The organism is Ensifer sp. SL37 (assembly GCF_026672675.1).
GTDB lineage: Bacteria > Pseudomonadota > Alphaproteobacteria > Rhizobiales > Rhizobiaceae > Ensifer > Ensifer adhaerens.
The window spans coordinates 2,016,010-2,033,443 of the sequence record NZ_JAPPRN010000006.1 but is presented as its reverse complement, the minus strand read 5'-3'; the positions used below and the strand labels follow the sequence as shown (position 1 = coordinate 2,033,443).

At 63.8% G+C, this 17,434-nt stretch carries 9 protein-coding genes; 8 read left to right on the top strand and 1 reads right to left on the bottom strand.

The features are described 5' to 3' along the window. Nucleotides 1-327 precede the first annotated feature (327 nt). The gene (locus OVA00_RS21855) at nucleotides 328-2,145 is read left to right on the top strand and encodes a GGDEF domain-containing protein (RefSeq protein WP_268089614.1); all 1,818 of its coding nucleotides are present in this window, start codon (nucleotides 328-330) and stop codon (nucleotides 2,143-2,145) included. On the opposite strand, the gene OVA00_RS21850 is transcribed toward OVA00_RS21855, so the two are convergent. Next, nucleotides 2,117-3,028 carry a LysR family transcriptional regulator gene (locus OVA00_RS21850; protein WP_034786836.1) on the bottom strand — a complete coding sequence of 304 codons (912 nt, stop codon included), beginning with the start codon at nucleotides 3,026-3,028 and terminating at the stop codon, nucleotides 2,117-2,119. The genes OVA00_RS21855 and OVA00_RS21850 overlap by 29 nt on opposite strands. A 129-nt stretch (nucleotides 3,029-3,157) precedes the next feature. Between OVA00_RS21850 and OVA00_RS21845 the strand changes: the two genes are divergently transcribed. The 7 genes from OVA00_RS21845 to glgB all read left to right on the top strand — a co-directional run bounded on the left by OVA00_RS21845 (nucleotide 3,158) and on the right by glgB (nucleotide 17,349). After that, nucleotides 3,158-4,192, top strand: coding sequence for an aldo/keto reductase (locus OVA00_RS21845; protein ID WP_034786838.1), 1,035 nt, complete (start codon nucleotides 3,158-3,160; stop codon nucleotides 4,190-4,192). Between the two features lie 162 nt (nucleotides 4,193-4,354). Further along, nucleotides 4,355-7,681 (top strand): transglutaminase family protein, encoded by a 3,327-nt coding sequence (locus OVA00_RS21840; RefSeq protein ID WP_268089613.1) that lies wholly within the window; start codon nucleotides 4,355-4,357, stop codon nucleotides 7,679-7,681. Then, a complete protein-coding gene (locus OVA00_RS21835) occupies nucleotides 7,682-10,090 on the top strand; it encodes a circularly permuted type 2 ATP-grasp protein (protein ID WP_060517588.1) in 2,409 nt (802 codons plus the stop codon). It abuts the gene before it with no gap. A gap of 2 nt (nucleotides 10,091-10,092) precedes the next feature. Beyond that, nucleotides 10,093-10,971 carry a transglutaminase family protein gene (locus tag OVA00_RS21830; RefSeq protein ID WP_112976388.1) on the top strand — a complete coding sequence of 293 codons (879 nt, stop codon included), beginning with the start codon at nucleotides 10,093-10,095 and terminating at the stop codon, nucleotides 10,969-10,971. Between the two features lie 178 nt (nucleotides 10,972-11,149). Beyond that, the gene (locus OVA00_RS21825) at nucleotides 11,150-12,472 is read left to right on the top strand and encodes a vWA domain-containing protein (RefSeq protein WP_034786847.1); all 1,323 of its coding nucleotides are present in this window, start codon (nucleotides 11,150-11,152) and stop codon (nucleotides 12,470-12,472) included. 207 nt (nucleotides 12,473-12,679) lie between these two features. Beyond that, nucleotides 12,680-15,142 carry a glycogen/starch/alpha-glucan phosphorylase gene (locus OVA00_RS21820; protein ID WP_034787265.1) on the top strand — a complete coding sequence of 821 codons (2,463 nt, stop codon included), beginning with the start codon at nucleotides 12,680-12,682 and terminating at the stop codon, nucleotides 15,140-15,142. After that, on the top strand, nucleotides 15,139-17,349 hold the full coding sequence (gene glgB, locus OVA00_RS21815) for a 1,4-alpha-glucan branching protein GlgB (RefSeq protein ID WP_034786849.1): 2,211 nt from the start codon (nucleotides 15,139-15,141) through the stop codon (nucleotides 17,347-17,349). Before OVA00_RS21820 ends, glgB begins: the two co-directional genes overlap by 4 nt. Nucleotides 17,350-17,434 lie beyond the last annotated feature (85 nt).

Below are 17,434 nucleotides of genomic sequence, written 5' to 3'. Positions count from 1 at the left end.
CGTTGCCGTGAAGAGTTGCTGAAGTAAAATGACGACCAACCAAGTCCAGGCCCGCTTTCGGCAAGAAGGCGGGCAGGATTTATTGCGATCATGGACCGGAAAGCGAATACGGGGGCCGCAAAGCTGGGGTCTGCCGTGCGCCGGGCGCATCCCTCGGTTGCGGAATAGCCCCTAGTATTTCAGGGTATTTCAAGCTTATTTAACATCTTATACGATAGCAGGGGCGGCAAGCACACTGATTTCGGATGGGTTTCTTGTCGGGTGGCAAGAATTTGTCGCGATTGTCGAGCAGACGGGCGGCGACATGAGTGGAGCAACTTCGCGCAAATGAGCAATAAGGGCAGCACCTATGCGTCCCCTCAGATGGGCGTAGGGGAAGCGCGTACGGCCAAGGCCCTGCGACGCAAGCTCCAATGGCTGGTGGCGATCGTCGTTGCCTGCACGGGCATTCTTGCGACCGAAATCATCGCCGCATCCTATAGCGACTTTGTCGTCGCGCGCCGCAACCTGACGGAAGTCATGGCCTTTTGCCGCGTCCTCGACGCCGCAAACTACCTCTCGGCCGAACGTGGCCCGTCCAACGGTGTGCTCGGCCTTGGCGTAGCGCCCGGCTCGACTGTCCAGGCGCGGCTGGCGGAGTTTCGTGCCCGCAGCGACGCGGCATTGGCTCAGATCACCGCCGACATCGACAATGCCAGCCGCTCCGAACCGGCCGGCGCGCTTTCGCCCATCCTGGTCGAGGTCCATCGTCGGCTGATGCTTGCGCGTGCGGAAGTCGATCGCATTGCGGCCCTTCCGCCGGAACGGCGGAACCTTGCCGAAATCGAAGCGACGATCGAGGCCATGTTCGGCGTGATCGATGCGCTTCGCCCCGCGATCGACTGGAACATTCAGCGCCTGACCAACACCGACCCGAACCTTGCGGGCATTGCCCTTGCAGCCCAGATGCTCGCCAATCTGCGCGAGGACGGCGGTCGCCTCGGCTCGCACGTCATGGCGCCCGTTGCCGTCGGCAAGCCGCTCGCGATCAAGAATCTGGCCGACAGCGAGCGCACGCGCGGCAGGCTGCAGGAGGTCTGGGCGATCGTCGGCAAACCGGGCGCGCTTCCAGGCCTGGATCCGTCGAAGATCGGCGATCTCGCCAAGATCGACCGCGAGTTCTTTGCCGAAGGTTTTGCGATCATCGACAACATCGTCGCCGTCGGTAAACGCTCGGGCGACTACCCGATGACCGCCGAACAGCTCACCGACCTTTTCGTCCCGAAGATGAAACCGCTCGAAGATCTGCGTCGCGCCTTCATGGATTCGACCGTCGAGCGCCTGTCCGCCAACAAGACCCGCGCGTCGATCAAGCTCGCCGTGGCGAGCCTTGCGACCTTCTCGCTCTTCCTGATGTTGCTGATCTTGATGCGGCGCGCCCGATCGCTGGTGTTCGAACCGCTGCTTCTTGCGCGCCACAGCATCATCGAGCTTGCCAATGATCGCCCGATCGCGCGCCTTCAGGGCAAGGGCGGAGAAGGCGAAATGGGACGCCTGTTCGATGCGATCGATATTCTGCGCCAGCGCCTCGACGAGCGCACGCTGCTGATGCAGCATCTCGAACGCCAGGCGGAAACCGACGAACTGACCGGCCTGCTCAACCGCCGCGCGCTGGAGCTGATCGGCGGCGCGGAAGACACGGACGGCAAGGATCACGACGCCTGTCTGATCCTGATGGACATCGACCATTTCAAGCAGATCAACGATACCCACGGCCATCTGATCGGCGACATCGTGCTTCAGGAAACCGCCCGCATCATCCGCAATTCCGTGCGCAATTCCGATCTCGTCGCCCGCTTCGGCGGTGAGGAGTTTGCCGTGATCACGCCCGGCGACAGCATCGAGTCCGCCCTTGCCCTTGCCGAAAGGATCAGGATCAACCTCGCGCACGAACCGATCGTCCTTGCCGACGGACGGAAGCTGAACGTCACCGCCAGCTTCGGCGTGGCCGAAGGCCGCAGCGCGAACGGTGGCTGGAAGCACCTGATCGAACTCGCCGATAACGAGCTCTATCGCGCCAAGTCCGAGGGCCGCAATCGCGTCTGCGGCCAGCCGGCCGAAGCGACGCACCAGCCGTTCAAGGCGATGAAATCCGCGCGCGCTTAGCCAGGAAATCAAGTACCACCCGCACGCGCGCCGGCAGGGCTCCACCCTGCCCGTGGAACACCGCATGGAAGGCCTCGATGTCGCCCGGGTTCAAGTGCTCGGCGACCGCCGTCAGCCGGCCGCAACGGATATCCTCCTTGACCGTAAACGTGGGCAGTCGCGCCAGCCCGACACCGGCGAGCGTAAGCTGGCGCAAACCCTCGCCGTCGCTCACGCGGACCTGCTCCGTCGGCGCCAGCGTGAAAGGCTCCCCGTTCGACAGGAGCGGCCAGCCATCGATCGAACGCGCATAGCTATGGCTCAGCCTGTTCATCGCTTCGAGGTCGCCGACACTCTCGGGCATGCCGAACCGTTGAAGATAGGACGGCGCGCCCACGATCGTCATCGACGTGCTGCCGAGCTTGCGGGCGATCAGGCTCGAAGACTTCAGAGGACCGGCGCGCACGGCGATGTCGGCCCGCTCCGCCATCAGATCGACCACGGCGTCGGTCTGCAGGATATCGAGCGAGACCGACGGAAAGGCCGAGAGAAACTCCGGCAGCACCGGCATCAGCACATGCACCGCATAGGAAGCGCTGACGTTTAGCCGCACGCGGCCCTCGGGCGTTTCGCCTGAACCCGCCTCGCGCTCCGCCTCGTCGATATCGGCAAGGATGCGCACCGCCCGCTCATAGAAGGCACAGCCTTCCGCTGTAAGCTGCAGCCGCCGCGTCGAGCGGTTGATGAGCCGGACGCCGAGTCTTTCCTCCAGCCTCTGCACGAGCTTGCTGACGGCCGAGGGTGTCATGCAGCAGACCTTTGCCGCGGCCGAGAAGCCGCCGAGCTCCACCGCCTTGGCGAAAACCGCCATCTCCCCCGAACGGTTGATAGACAAACGCGACATGTGACTTCAACTCACAAATGATGTTCTTTCATCCGGTCTACATCGCAAATGGCCGCGATACCACCTTCTCCTGGTGGGCGAGCGGACTTCCGCTCTCGCAAAGACAAAACCAACGAGGAGTTTGACGACATGGAATACAGACGGCTTGGATCATCGGGACTGAAAGTGCCTGCCTTGAGCTTCGGCGCCGGCACCTTCGGCGGCAAGGGGCCGCTCTTCAGCGCCTGGGGCAACAGCGACGCCGCGGAAGCCCGGCGGCTGATCGACATCTCGCTCGAAGCCGGCGTCAATCTCTTCGATACCGCAGACGTTTACTCCGACGGTGCGTCCGAGAGCGTGCTCGGCGCGGCCATCAAGGGCCGGCGTGATGCCGTGCTTCTCTCCACCAAGATGGCATTGCCGATGGGCGACGGTCCGAACGACGCCGGCACGTCGCGCACGCGTCTCGTCAAGGGCGTCGACGATGCCTTGAAGCGGCTCGGCACCGACTACATCGACCTTTTGCAACTGCACGCCTTCGACGCGGGAACGCCGGTCGAGGAGGTGCTTTCGACACTCGACAGTCTGGTTGCCGCCGGCAAGCTGCGCTACGTCGGTGCCTCGAACTTTGCCGGCTGGCAATTGATGAAATCGCTGGCTGTCTCGGAGAAGCACGGCCTCGTGCGCCACGTCGCCCACCAGGTCTACTATTCGCTGGTTGGACGCGACTACGAATGGGAACTGATGCCGCTTGGCGCCGACCAAGGCGTCGGCGCTCTGGTCTGGAGCCCGCTCGGCTGGGGGCGTCTCACCGGCAAGATCCGCCGCGGCAAGCCGTGGCCCGAAGGCAGCCGCCTGCACGACACTGCGGCCTTCGGCCCACCGGTCGATGATGAGAAGCTCTACGATGTCGTCGACGTGCTCGACCAGCTCGCGGAGGAAACCGGCAAGACGATCCCGCAGATCGCCATCAACTGGCTGCTGCAGCGCCCGACGGTCTCGAGCGTCATCATCGGCGCCCGCAACGAGGAGCAGCTTCGCCAGAACCTCGGCGCCGTCGGCTGGTCGTTGTCAGCGGACCAGATCGCCCGACTCGACGCGGCGAGCCGAACGACGCCGGCCTACCCCTACTTCCCCTACTACCGCCAGGAGGGTTTTGCCCGCATCAATCCGCCGATCGTCTGACCTAGGATGGCCAATGTTTCGCACGCCCGTCCGGGCGTGCGAATGCGTTGCGCCGCCCTGATTTTCTGCGGGCGCTTTCGCGCTTGCATTCTCGATTTGCATTGCACAAACTTCGTGGCGATGGGGGGCGTCAGACCCGCCACGAAGGGGATCAAATCCGGCATGTCGATCAAGGCCAGTATCTATCACCTGACCCACTATATCTATGACCGTCCCGTAAGCCTCTCGCCGCAGATCATCCGGCTGAAGCCCGCTGCCCATTCCAAGACCAAGGTCATCAGCCACTCGCTGAAGGTTTCGCCCGGCAACCATTTCGTCAACCTGCAGCAGGACCCCTACGGCAACTACCTCGCCCGTTTCGTCTTTCCCGATCCGGTGAGCGAGCTGAAAATCGAAGTCGATCTCGTCGCCGACATGACCGTCTACAACCCCTTTGACTTTTTCGTCGAGGAAGAGGCCGAGCATTGGCCCTTCCCCTACCCCGAGGATCTCAGCGACGATCTCCGGATCTATATGACGCCGGAGCCGCTCGACCCGGCGCTCTCCGCCTTCATGGCAACGGTCGACCGTTCCCGCCAGCGCACCATAGACATGGTCGTCGGGCTCAACGCACGCCTGCAGAAGGAAGTCGGCTATGTGATCCGCATGGAGCCGGGCGTGCAGGACCCGGAGCAGACGCTGACATCGGCAAGAGGATCCTGCCGCGATTCCAGCTGGCTGCTCGTACAGATCCTGCGCAATCTCGGCTTCGCCGCCCGCTTCGTCTCCGGCTATCTCATTCAGCTGACGCCGGATCTGAAAGCCCTCGACGGCCCCTCCGGCACCGACCACGACTTCACCGACCTGCATGCCTGGGCCGAAGTCTACCTGCCCGGCGCCGGCTGGGTCGGGCTCGACCCGACCTCGGGCCTGCTGACCGGCGAGAGCCACATTCCGCTTGCCGCAACGCCCCATTACCGCAACGCCGCGCCGATCTCCGGAGAATTTTTCGGCGATCCCGAGACCCGCACCGACTTCGCTTTCGACATGAAGGTGAGGCGCGTCGCCGAGCACCCGCGCATCACCAAACCCTTCTCCGACGAAAGCTGGGATGCGCTGAATGCACTCGGCGGGAAGGTTGACCGGGAGCTTGAGGAAAACGACATCCGCCTGACGATGGGCGGCGAGCCCACCTTCGTTTCGATCGACGACTTCGAGTCCGAGGAATGGAACACGGAGGCCGTCGGACCAACCAAGCGCGAGAAGGCCGACACACTGATCCGCCGGCTGCGCGAACGCTTCGCCCCCGGTGGCTTCCTGCATTATGGCCAGGGCAAATGGTATCCGGGCGAAACCCTGCCGCGCTGGACCTTCTCCCTCTACTGGCGCAAGGACGGCGTGCCGATCTGGCGCCGGCCGGACCTGATCGCCGAGGAGACCGGCCGCCACGACGTGACGGTAGCGGATGCCGAACGCCTGCTGCATCTGGTCGCAGGCGAATTGAGCGTGCCGACCGAAATGGTCGTGCCGGCCTTCGAAGACCCGGCCGACTGGCTGCTGAAGGAGGCAAACCTCCCCGACAACGTCGATCCTGCCAACTCCAAGCTGAAGGATCCCGAGGAGCGCAGCCGCATGGCCCGCGTGTTCGAGCGCGGCCTGACGGCGCCGACCGGCTATGTTCTGCCGGTGCAAGCCTGGAACGCGCGCGCCACCGGCGTGAAGTGGATGAGCGAGAAATGGCAGACGCGCCGTGGCCGCATCTTCCTCGTTCCCGGCGACAGCGCCGTCGGCTATCGCCTTCCGCTCGGCGCCCTACCCTATGTCGCGCCCTCCGCTTACCCCTATATCCATCCGGTCGATCCGACGGTCCCGCGCGACGATTTGCCGGACTTCAGCGAAAGCAGCGCCCGCACGCAGCATGCACGCTTCCAGGCCTCGGAAGTTCCGGAAACGCCGCTCCCGGCGCCGCGCGACGAGATCGCCGGATTGGTGCGCACCGCCATCAGCGTCGAGCCGCGCGACGGCCGGCTCTGCGTCTTCATGCCGCCGACGACAAGCGTCGAGGAGTATCTCGATCTGATCGCGTCTGCGGAGCGCGCTGCCGCTGCGATCGGCCTGCCCGTGCACATCGAAGGCTATGCACCGCCGCAGGACGAGCGCATCAACGTCATCCGCGTTGCGCCGGACCCGGGCGTCATCGAGGTCAACATTCATCCGGCCGCCCATTGGCAGGACTGCGTCGATATCACCACGGCGATCTACGAGGAGGCGCGCCAGAGCCGGCTCGGTGCCGACAAGTTCATGATCGACGGCCGTCACACCGGCACCGGCGGCGGCAATCACGTGGTCGTCGGCGGCGCCAATCCGAATGACAGCCCGTTCCTGCGCCGCCCGGATCTGCTAAAAAGCATGGTGCTGCACTGGCAGCGGCATCCCTCGCTCTCCTACCTGTTCTCCGGCCTCTTCATCGGCCCGACCTCGCAGGCGCCGCGTATCGACGAAGCCCGGCACGACCAGCTCTATGAACTCGAAATCGCCCTGGCGCAGGTGCCGATGCCGGGCTCTGCAACGCCGCCGCCCCTGCCCTGGCTCGTCGACCGGCTGTTCCGCAACCTGCTCGTCGATGTCACCGGCAACACCCATCGGGCGGAGATCTGCATCGACAAGCTGTTTTCGCCTGACGGGCCGACCGGCCGCCTCGGCCTCGTCGAGTTCCGCGGTTTCGAGATGCCGCCGAACGCCCGCATGTCGCTCGCCCAGCAATTGCTGGTGCGCGCCCTCATCGCCCGCTTCTGGAAGCACCCGGTCGACGGTCGCTTCGTGCGCTGGGGCACCGCGCTGCACGATCGTTTCATGCTGCCGTATCACGTCTGGCAGGACTTTCTCGACGTGCTCGCCGATCTCCGCGCGCACGGCTTCGATCTGAAACCGGAATGGTTCGAGGCCCAGCTCGAGTTCCGCTTCCCCTTCTGCGGCGAGGTCGAATACGAGGGGGCAAAGCTCGAAATCCGTCAGGCGCTCGAACCCTGGCACGTGATGGGCGAACAGGGCGCGATCGGCGGCACCGTGCGCTATGTCGACAGCTCGATCGAACGGCTGCAGGTCAAGCTCGATACCGCCAATCCCGAGCGATATACGGTCGCCTGCAACGGTCGGCTCGTGCCGCTCACACGCACTGGTTCGAATGGCACGGCGGTGGCCGGCGTCCGCTACAAGGCGTGGCAGCCGGCCTCTGGGCTACATCCGGTGCTACCGGTCAACACTCCCCTCACATTCGATATCTATGATACATGGTCGAATCGGGCGATCGGCGGTTGCATCTACCATGTCGCCCACCCGGGTGGGCGCCACTACGACACGTTTCCGGTCAACGGCAACGAGGCGGAGGCGCGGCGCCTGGCGCGGTTCGAGCCTTGGGGTCATACGCCGGGAGGCTATCCGCTGCGCCCCGAAAGCCCGTCGACGGAATTCCCGATGACGCTTGATCTCAGGCGTCCACCAGGAGCGTAAATGCCGAAGAAGCAGACAGCGGCCGCAAACCATCCGGGCACCGACGACGATCCGGTCTTCGGCTACCGTGCCCTACCGGGCATTGCCGACGAAATGCTCGACCAGGAGGGCAATGTCCGCCCGGTCTGGCAGCGGCTGCTCGCGACGCTTGGGCGGCTCGACGAGACCGAACTTGCCAACCGCTTCGCGCGCGCCGACCGCTATCTGCGCGACGCCGGCGTGTTCTATCGCGTCTACGGCGCCAAGGAGAGTTCCGAGCGAAGCTGGCCGCTGTCGCACATTCCGGTTCTGATCGACGAAAAGGAATGGGCGCACGTCTCGCAAGGCCTCGTGCAGCGCGCCGAACTTCTGGAAAAGGTGGTCGCCGACATCTATGGCGAGAACCGGCTGGTGCGCGAAGGGCTGCTGCCGCCGGCGCTCGTCGCCTCCAATCCGGAGTTCCTGCGCCCTCTCGTCGGCGTGAAACCGGCCGACGGCCACTTCCTGCATTTCGTCTCCTTCGAGATCGGCCGTGGCCCCGACGGTAACTGGTGGGTCCTGTCCGATCGCACCGAGGCACCTTCGGGCGCCGGCTTCGCCCTGGAGAACCGGGTCGCGACCACGCGTGCCTTCTCCAATCTTTATGCCGAAAGCCACGTCCACCGGCTGGCCGGCTTCTTTGGCGAGTTCCGCGACACGCTGCAGAGCCGCCGGCTGCACCCGGACGACCGCATCGCCGTTCTTTCGCCGGGGATCGCCAACGAGACCTATTTCGAACATGCCTATATCGCCCGCTATCTGGGCTTCATGCTGCTTGAAGGCGAGGATCTGACCGTGATCGGCGGCCGGGTGATGGTGCGCACCGTCGCCGGCCTCAAGCCCATCGGCGTGCTCTGGCGTCGTCTCGACGCGGCCTTTGCCGATCCGCTCGAGCTCAATCAGTCCTCGCATATCGGCACACCCGGCATTGTCGAGGCGCTCAGGGCCGGCTCGGTCTCAATCGTGAACGCGCTCGGCACCGGCATCGTCGAAACCCGCGCCTTCCTCGCCTTCATGCCGGCGATCTGCCGCCATCTGCTGGGCGAGGAACAGAAGCTGCCCTCGATCGCCACCTGGTGGTGCGGCCAGGGCGCCGAACGCGAACAGGTCGCCGCCAACCTCGACCGCATGGTCATCGGCCCCGCCTACCAGACCCGCCCTTTCTTCGACGACAATGGCCAGTCGGTACTCGGCCGTACGCTTGATGAGAAGGCTCGAGCCTCGATCGCAGATTGGCTTAGCGCCGAGGGCGGCAAGCTCGTGGGCCAGGAGGTGGTCACGCTCTCGACCACCCCTGCCTGGGTGCGCGGGCGGCTGACGCCGCGGCCGATGAGCCTGCGGGTGTTTGCGGCACGCACCCGCGACGGCTGGCAGATTATGCCAGGGGGCTTTGCCCGCATCGGCTCCGGCGACGATGTCGCCGCGATCGCGATGCAGGCGGGCGGCACCGCCGCCGATGTCTGGATCGTCAGCGATCGACCGGTCGAGCGCACGACGCTGCTTCCGGCCGAGGAAAGTTTCACCCGCAACATGCCGGGAAGCCTGCCGAGCCGGGCGGCCGACAATCTCTTCTGGCTCGGCCGCTATATCGAGCGTGCGGAAGGGGCGCTGCGCATCCTGCGCGCCTGGCACGGCCGCTTCGCCGAAACCGCCGATCCGGACCTGCCGCTCCTTAAGGATGTCGGCGACTATCTCGCAGCCCTCGACATCGATGCGCGCCAGCCGGTGCCCGACAGCCTGCTCGCCAATATCGCAAGCGCCCTCTTCAGCGCCGGCAACATCCGCGACCGGTTCTCGCCGGACGGCTGGCTGGCACTGAACGACCTGTCGCAGACGGCGCGCAAGTTCCACGCGACGGTGCAGGCCGGCGACGACGCGACCCGCGCGATCACCGTGCTCCTGCGCAAGCTCGCCGGCTTTGCCGGTCTCGTGCATGAAAATATGTACCGCTTCACCGGCTGGCGCTTTCTTTCGATCGGCCGCTATATCGAGCGCGGCCTGCACATGACCCGGCTGCTCGGCCACATGTCGGGGCCGGATGCGCCCGATGGCGCCTATGACATGCTGCTCGAAATCGGCGACAGCGTCATGACCCATCGCCGGCGCTACAATGTCAGCACCGCCGCCTTGACGGTCACCGACCTCCTGGCGCTCGATCCGCTCAATCCGCGCTCGGTGCTTTACCAGTTGAATGAGATCAAGACCGAGGTCGAGCTCTTGCCGAACGCCTTCGTCAACGGCCAGATGTCCTCCTTCTACCGCGAGGCGATGCGGCTGCATTCGGGCCTGGCGGTGATGACACCGGAAGCCATGAACCTCGGCGTCTACAATCGGTTGGAGCGGGATCTCGAAAGCCTGTCCGATCTGCTCGCGCGCACCTATCTCGGCTAGCCATGCTTTACGACATCAGCCTGAAGATCATCTATGACTACGAAGTGCCGGTGTCCGGCGGCCGCCACCTCGTGCGCGTGCTGCCGGCGACGCTGCCCGGTCGCCAACGTCTCGTCGTCGGCTCGCTCAGCTGCCATCCCATGCCGGCCGAACGTACCGAGAGCATCGACTTCTTCGCCAACCCGTTTACGTCGATTCTCTTTCGCAACTCGCATGCAGACCTGACGATCCGCATGCAGGCGCGCGTGCAGGTGGAAGCACAGGCCCTGACCGCGGACTTCTCCCCTGACCTCACCGGCCTGCCGGCCGAGCTTGCGGCCTGCTGGTCCGTCGATGCCGACGCGCCGCATCACTTCGCCGGCCCGAGCCCACTCTTGCCCGAGGTCGCCGACATTGCCGCCTACGCGCGTGACACCATTACCGACACGATGACCGTGCGCCAGATCGCCGTTGCACTGTGTGACCGCATCCATCGCGACTTCGCCTATGACGGCGAGGCGACGACCGTGAACACGACGCCGGCAGAAGCGTTCAAGCTCAAGCGCGGCGTCTGCCAGGATTTCGCCCATGTCATGATCGTGGCGCTCAGAAGCCTCGGCATCCCTGCCGGCTATGTTAGCGGTTTCCTAAGGACGATCCCTCCGCCCGGCAAGGAGCGCCTGGAGGGGGCCGATGCCATGCACGCCTGGGTGCGCGTCTGGTGCGGCACAACCGGTGGGTGGCTCGAACTCGATCCGACCAACAATATTCCGGCTGGAACCGACCATATCGTCGTCGGCCATGGCCGCGACTACGGCGATGTCGCGCCCGTCATCGGGGTCCTGAAAAGCTACGGCAGCCAAACGACGAAACAGGCGGTCGACGTCATTCCGGTAGCGTGACCCGATTTGGCACAGGCCGATTCCCGCTTCGGAACAGACAGGGTGCCGCAGAACCCCTTACAACAACCGGTTTTCCGGCAATCCATTAAAATTGCAAGGATTGCCGGAACGATATCGTAAGCCATCGCCGCTATTGATGCCCCCAAGCTTGCAACGTGTTCCTTTGGGGTGTGCAAAGATGGGAAGACGATACACGGTAGGCCGGTCCTTCGTAGCTATGCTCAAGGACCGGGGTGGCAATTTTGGCATCATGGCAGCACTCGCGGCGCCATTGGTGTTGGCAGCCGGCGGCGTCGCCGTCGATCTGGCCACCATGATGACGACGAAAAACCAGATGCAGGATGCAGCCGACGCGGCAGCACTTGCGGCTGCGTCCGCACTGGTTGCAAACAAGGATACGCTGGCGACCGAGAAGGCCAAGGAAATCGCCTTGAACTTCCTGAAGGCGCAGTCGGGCGCAAGCTCGACCGATCTGCCCGGTGGAGCTGGCGGCAGCGACCCGGGCACCAGCAGCGCTTCCGCGGGCGGCGTGACCGACCCGACGGAGACCCAGGTTCAGCCGACGGTCGACATCGTCATGACGACTGTCGGCAAGAGCGACAAGGCCTTTAAGGTCACGATCGTCAACAAGCAGACAATTCAGCTCAACCCCATGACGCGGTTGCTCGGACAGAAGTCCGTCAATCTGGAAACGGTAGCCGTTGCCGAGAGCGCGACGGAAACCAAGAACGCCATGTCGATGTATCTCGTGCTCGACCGCTCGGGCTCGATGGCCTTCGTGACGAATGTGAAGGACGAGAAGCGCACCAAGTGCAAGAACTGGACGGCGGAGAACTGGGGCAAGAGCATCTCTGAGACCAGCCCTTGCATGATCGACAAGATCACGACCTTGAAATCCGCGGTTGAGACGCTGCTGAAGCCACTCACCGAGATGGACCCCGACAACAAGTATGTCCGTGTCGGCGCTGTTTCCTATAGCAGCTCCATCTTCCCGGAAGAGAAACTGGCTTGGGGCACGACGAAGGCCAGTACCTACGTCAAGAACCTGGAGGCGAACGGCGGCACGGATTCGAGCGGCGCTTTCGCCAAGGCCGTCACGGATCTGAAGCTCAAGGGCGAAAACGACGCGCACACGGCTTCCAACGGCCTGACGCCGAAAAAGTACATCGTCTTCATGACCGATGGGGCGAACACACATTTCGAAGGAAAGGCGTTGACCATCCCGGCGGCGCCAAAGCCGGAACCGGAACTCGACAAGTACAAAGCCCAGGATTCCAAATCCGACACGGCAACGCTCAAGGCGTGCCAGGATGCCAAGGACGCCGGCATTCGCGTCTTCACCATCGCCTTCATGGCGCCGATCCAGGGAAAATCGGTGCTCAGCCGATGCGCCAGCAGCACAGCCGACTACAAGTCGCCGGAAGATGCCGCAGCTCTGGTCAAGGTTTTCGGTGAAATCGGCGCCACCACCTCGGGCAAGATGGCACGCCTGACAAGGTAAGACAGACCACATCGCTGACGATGCCGCCCGGCCCCGCTGGGCGGCATTTTGCGTTTCGGCGGGATACGTTCTCCACCGTCTGAGACAAGTCTAATCCATTTAAAAACATCTGTTGCAAGCGCTTCGGATCGATGCATAAATTGGCTTTATCCCCGGTCGGGTCCGGCCTGCGATCTCCCAACGCAAAAGGGTAAAGACAGTTTCATGATGAACAGGCTCTCCACCAACGACGTGCCGCAGCCCGCCCCAAGGTCGTCTGAACCTAGCCAGCTCGCCGTCGAAATCCTCGAACGTCTGAAGTACCGCATCGGCAAGGACCCGAAGGTCGCCAAGCCCCATGACTGGCTGACGGCGGCGATCCTGGTTGCGCGTGACCGCATCACCGACAAGTGGATGGACTCCACCCGCAAGACCTACGCAACCGGCGCCAAGCGCGTTTATTATCTCTCGCTCGAATTCCTCATCGGCCGGCTGATGCGCGATGCGATGACCAATATCGGCCTGATGGACGAGATGCGCGACGCACTCGCCTCCCTCGGCGTCGATATCGATGTCGTCGCCCAGCTCGAGCCGGATGCGGCCCTCGGCAATGGCGGTCTCGGACGGCTGGCTGCCTGTTTCATGGAATCGATGGCGACCGTCGACGTACCCGCCTATGGCTACGGCATCCGCTACATGCATGGCCTCTTCCGCCAGCAGATGGCCGATGGCTGGCAGGTGGAACTACCCGAAACCTGGCTTGCCCACGGCAACCCCTGGGAATTCGAACGCCGCGAAAGCTCTTACGAAATCGGCTTCGGCGGCGTGGTCGAAACCGCCAATGTCGACGAGGAAATCCAGCGTTTCGTGTGGAAACCGGCCGAGCGCGTCATCGCCACCGCCTTCGACACGCCCGCCGTCGGCTGGCGGGCAAAACGCGTCAACACGCTGCGCCTGTGGACCGCGCAGCCGATTGACCCGATCCTGCTGGCCGCCTTCAACGCCGGCGACCACATCGGCGCCCTTCGCGAAAGCAACAAGGCGGAAAGCCTGACGCGTGTTCTCTATCCGGCCGACGCGACGCCAGCGGGCCAGGAGCTGCGCCTACGCCAGGAATACTTCTTTTCCTCGGCCTCGCTGCAGGACATCCTGCGCCGTCACCTGCAGCAATACCCGGACTTCAACTCGCTGCCGGACGCCGTCGCCATCCAGCTCAATGACACCCATCCAGCCATTTCCATTGCCGAACTGGTGCGGCTCTTGACCGACCTGCACGGCCTCGATTTCGAGCAGGCCTGGGACATCACCCGCCGCACGATCTCCTACACCAACCACACGCTTCTGCCCGAAGCGCTCGAAAGCTGGCCGGTACCGCTGATCGAGCGCCTGCTGCCGCGCCACATGCAGATCGTCTATGCGATCAACGCCAAGATCCTGATCGAGGCCCGCCGCCAGAAGGGCGCCACGGACGACGAAATCCGCAACATCTCGCTGATCGACGAAAGCGGCGAACGACGCGTGCGCATGGGCAATCTCGCCTTTGTCGGCTCGCACTCGATCAACGGCGTTTCGGCACTGCACACCGAGCTGATGAAGGAAACGGTATTTGCCGACCTGCACAAGCTCTACCCGGACCGCATCAACAACAAGACCAACGGCATTACGCCGCGCCGCTGGCTGATGCAGTGCAATCCCGGTCTCTTCGGACTGATCCGCGACGCGATCGGCGACGAGTTCATGGACAATACCGAGGCGCTGCAGGCGCTCGACGTCTTCGCCGACAAGGCGGACTTCCAGGAGCATTTCGCCGCGGTCAAACGCGCCAACAAGGTGCGCCTCGCGCAGCTCGTGCAGAGCCGCCTCGGCATCCGGCTCGATCCGTCGGCGATGTTCGACATCCAGATCAAGCGCATCCACGAGTACAAGCGCCAGCTCCTCAACATCATCGAGGCGGTGGCGCTCTACGACCAGATCCGCTCCCATCCGGAGCTCGACTGGGTGCCCCGCGTCAAGCTCTTTGCCGGCAAGGCGGCGCCGAGCTATCACAATGCCAAGCTGATCATCAAACTGGCCAACGACGTCGCCCGTGTCGTCAACAACGATCCGGCGGTGCGCGGCCTCCTGAAGATCGTCTTCGTGCCGAACTACAACGTCTCGCTCGCCGAGATCATGGTTCCGGCTGCCGACCTTTCCGAGCAGATCTCGACGGCCGGCATGGAAGCATCGGGCACCGGCAACATGAAGTTCGCGCTGAACGGCGCCTTGACGATCGGTACGCTCGACGGCGCCAATGTCGAGATGCGCGACTGGATCGGCGAGGAAAACATCAAGATCTTCGGCATGACCGCCGAAGAGGTGACCAGGGCACGCGCCGAAGGTCACAATCCGCGCGCCATCATCGAAGGCTCGCGCGAGCTGTCGCAGGCGCTGCAGGCGATTGCGTCCGGCGTGTTCTCGCCCGATGACCGCAATCGCTTCGCAAGCCTCGTCGAAGGGCTCTACAATCACGACTGGTTCATGGTCGCTGCCGATTTCGAAGCCTACGCCAAGGCGCAGCGCGAGCTCGACCAGCTCTGGACGACGCCGTCCGACTGGCACGCGCAGGCAATCCGCAACACCGCACGGATGGGCTGGTTCTCGTCCGATCGCACCATCCGGCAATATGCCGGGGAAATCTGGAGAGCTGGATGACGCCCTCGGCCGGCAAGGACCCGGAACCCGCAGCTTCAGGTCTGCTGTCAGCCCCGGATATCGCGGCCATCCTCAAGGGCACGCATGACGACCCCTTTGCGGTTCTTGGCGTGCACCCCGTCGGCAAGACCGTCCTTGCCCGCTGCTTCATCCCCGATGCCGAGACGGTGACGGTCGAAACGCTCTCGGGCAAGGACCTGGGGGCGATCGAACGGCGCGACGATGCCGGCTTCTTCGAAGGCCCGGTGGCGCTGAAGAAGCCACAGCCCGTCCGCTACCGCGCCCGCAATCAGGGCGGCGAATGGGTGGTCGTTGATCCCTACAGCTTCGGTCCGGTTCTCGGGCCGATGGACGATTATTACATTCGCGAAGGCTCGCATCTCAGGCTCTTCGACAAGATGGGGGCGCACCCGATCGAGCATGACGGTGCCAGCGGCTACCATTTCGCCGTCTGGGCACCCAATGCGAAGCGTGTTTCGGTCGTCGGCCAGTTCAACGATTGGGACGGCCGTCGCCACGTCATGCGGTTGCGCACCGACACCGGCATCTGGGAAATCTTCATTCCCGGCGTCGATGCGGGCCTTGTCTACAAGTACGAGATCCTCGACCGCAACGGCACGCGTCTGCCGCTCAAGGCCGATCCCTTTGCCCGGCGCTCCGAACTACGCCCGAACACGGCCTCGATGACCACGCCGGAAATCGCGCAGACCTGGGACGACGAGGCACACCGCAAGCATTGGGCCTCGGCCGACGCAAGACGGCAACCGATCTCGATCTACGAAGTGCACGCCGGTTCCTGGCAGCGCCGCGACAATGGCGAGATGCTCTCCTGGGACGAGCTTGCCGACCGGCTGATCCCCTACTGCGTCGACATGGGCTTTACCCATATCGAGTTTCTGCCGATCTCGGAGTTTCCTTTCGACCCCTCCTGGGGCTACCAGACAACCGGTCTTTATGCGCCGACCGCCCGTTTCGGCGAGCCCGAAGGTTTTGCCCGCTTCGTCAACGGCTGCCACAAGGTCGGCATCGGCGTCATCCTCGACTGGGTGCCGGCACATTTCCCGACCGACGAGCACGGCCTGCGCTGGTTCGACGGCACCGCACTCTACGAACACGAGGATCCGCGCCAAGGCTTCCACCCCGACTGGAACACGGCGATCTACAATTTCGGCCGCCAGGAAGTGCTGTCGTTCCTCGTCAACAATGCGCTCTACTGGGCGGAAAAATTCCATGTCGACGGCCTGCGCGTCGATGCGGTCGCCTCGATGCTCTACCTCGACTACTCGCGCAAGCACGGCGAGTGGGTGCCGAACGAATATGGCGGCAACGAGAACCTCGAGGCCGTCCGTTTCCTGCAGACGCTGAACACGGAAATATACGGCTCTCACAAGGGTATCCTGACGATCGCCGAGGAATCGACCTCCTGGCCGAAGGTCTCCCATCCGGTCCATGCGGGGGGTCTCGGGTTCGGCTTCAAGTGGAACATGGGCTTCATGCACGACACGCTGCAATATCTGTCGCGCGAGCCGGTGCACCGCAAGTTCCACCACAACGACCTGACATTCGGCCTGCTTTATGCCTTCAACGAGAACTTCGTGCTGCCGCTGTCCCATGACGAGGTCGTGCACGGCAAGGGCTCGCTGATCGCCAAGATGGCCGGCGACGACTGGCAGAAGTTCGCCAATCTCCGGGCCTACTATGCCTTCATGTGGGGCTATCCCGGCAAGAAGCTCTTGTTCATGGGTCAGGAGTTCGCGCAATGGCGCGAATGGTCCGAGGATCGGGCGCTCGACTGGAACCTGCTCGAATACCATCTGCACGAGGGCATGCGACGGCTGGTGCGTGACTTGAACGGCACCTACCGCGCCAAGCCGGCGCTGCATGCGCGCGATTGCGAAGGCGAAGGTTTCGAATGGCTGCTGGCCGACGACCGCGACAACTCGGTCTTTGCCTGGCTGCGCAAGGCGCCCGGCGAAAAACTCGTCGCCGTCATCACCAATTTCACCCCCGTCTACCGGGAAAGCTACGCCATCCCGCTGCCGGTCAAGGGTCGCTGGAAGGAGATCCTCAACAGCGACGCGGAAATCTATGGAGGAAGCGGCAAGGGCAATGGCGGCGCGGTTTTTGCCGAGAAGAACAGCACGGGAGCGATCATGGCCAACATCACCCTGCCGCCGCTCGCGACACTGATGCTGGAACAGGAGTAATTTATCCGATCCGCCAGCCGAAGGCGGCGGAAGACTGCAAATATCGAGGGCCGCAAGGCGTCGCAGAAGGCCGCCGTGACGACCC

Coding starts and splice junctions, on each gene's coding strand:
- OVA00_RS21855 (WP_268089614.1), top strand. CDS start 328: ATGAGCAATAAGGGCAGCACCTATGCGTCCCCTCAGATGGGCGTAGGG.
- OVA00_RS21850 (WP_034786836.1), bottom strand. CDS start 3,028: ATGTCGCGTTTGTCTATCAACCGTTCGGGGGAGATGGCGGTTTTCGCC.
- OVA00_RS21845 (WP_034786838.1), top strand. CDS start 3,158: ATGGAATACAGACGGCTTGGATCATCGGGACTGAAAGTGCCTGCCTTG.
- OVA00_RS21840 (WP_268089613.1), top strand. CDS start 4,355: ATGTCGATCAAGGCCAGTATCTATCACCTGACCCACTATATCTATGAC.
- OVA00_RS21835 (WP_060517588.1), top strand. CDS start 7,682: ATGCCGAAGAAGCAGACAGCGGCCGCAAACCATCCGGGCACCGACGAC.
- OVA00_RS21830 (WP_112976388.1), top strand. CDS start 10,093: ATGCTTTACGACATCAGCCTGAAGATCATCTATGACTACGAAGTGCCG.
- OVA00_RS21825 (WP_034786847.1), top strand. CDS start 11,150: ATGGGAAGACGATACACGGTAGGCCGGTCCTTCGTAGCTATGCTCAAG.
- OVA00_RS21820 (WP_034787265.1), top strand. CDS start 12,680: ATGAACAGGCTCTCCACCAACGACGTGCCGCAGCCCGCCCCAAGGTCG.
- glgB (WP_034786849.1), top strand. CDS start 15,139: ATGACGCCCTCGGCCGGCAAGGACCCGGAACCCGCAGCTTCAGGTCTG.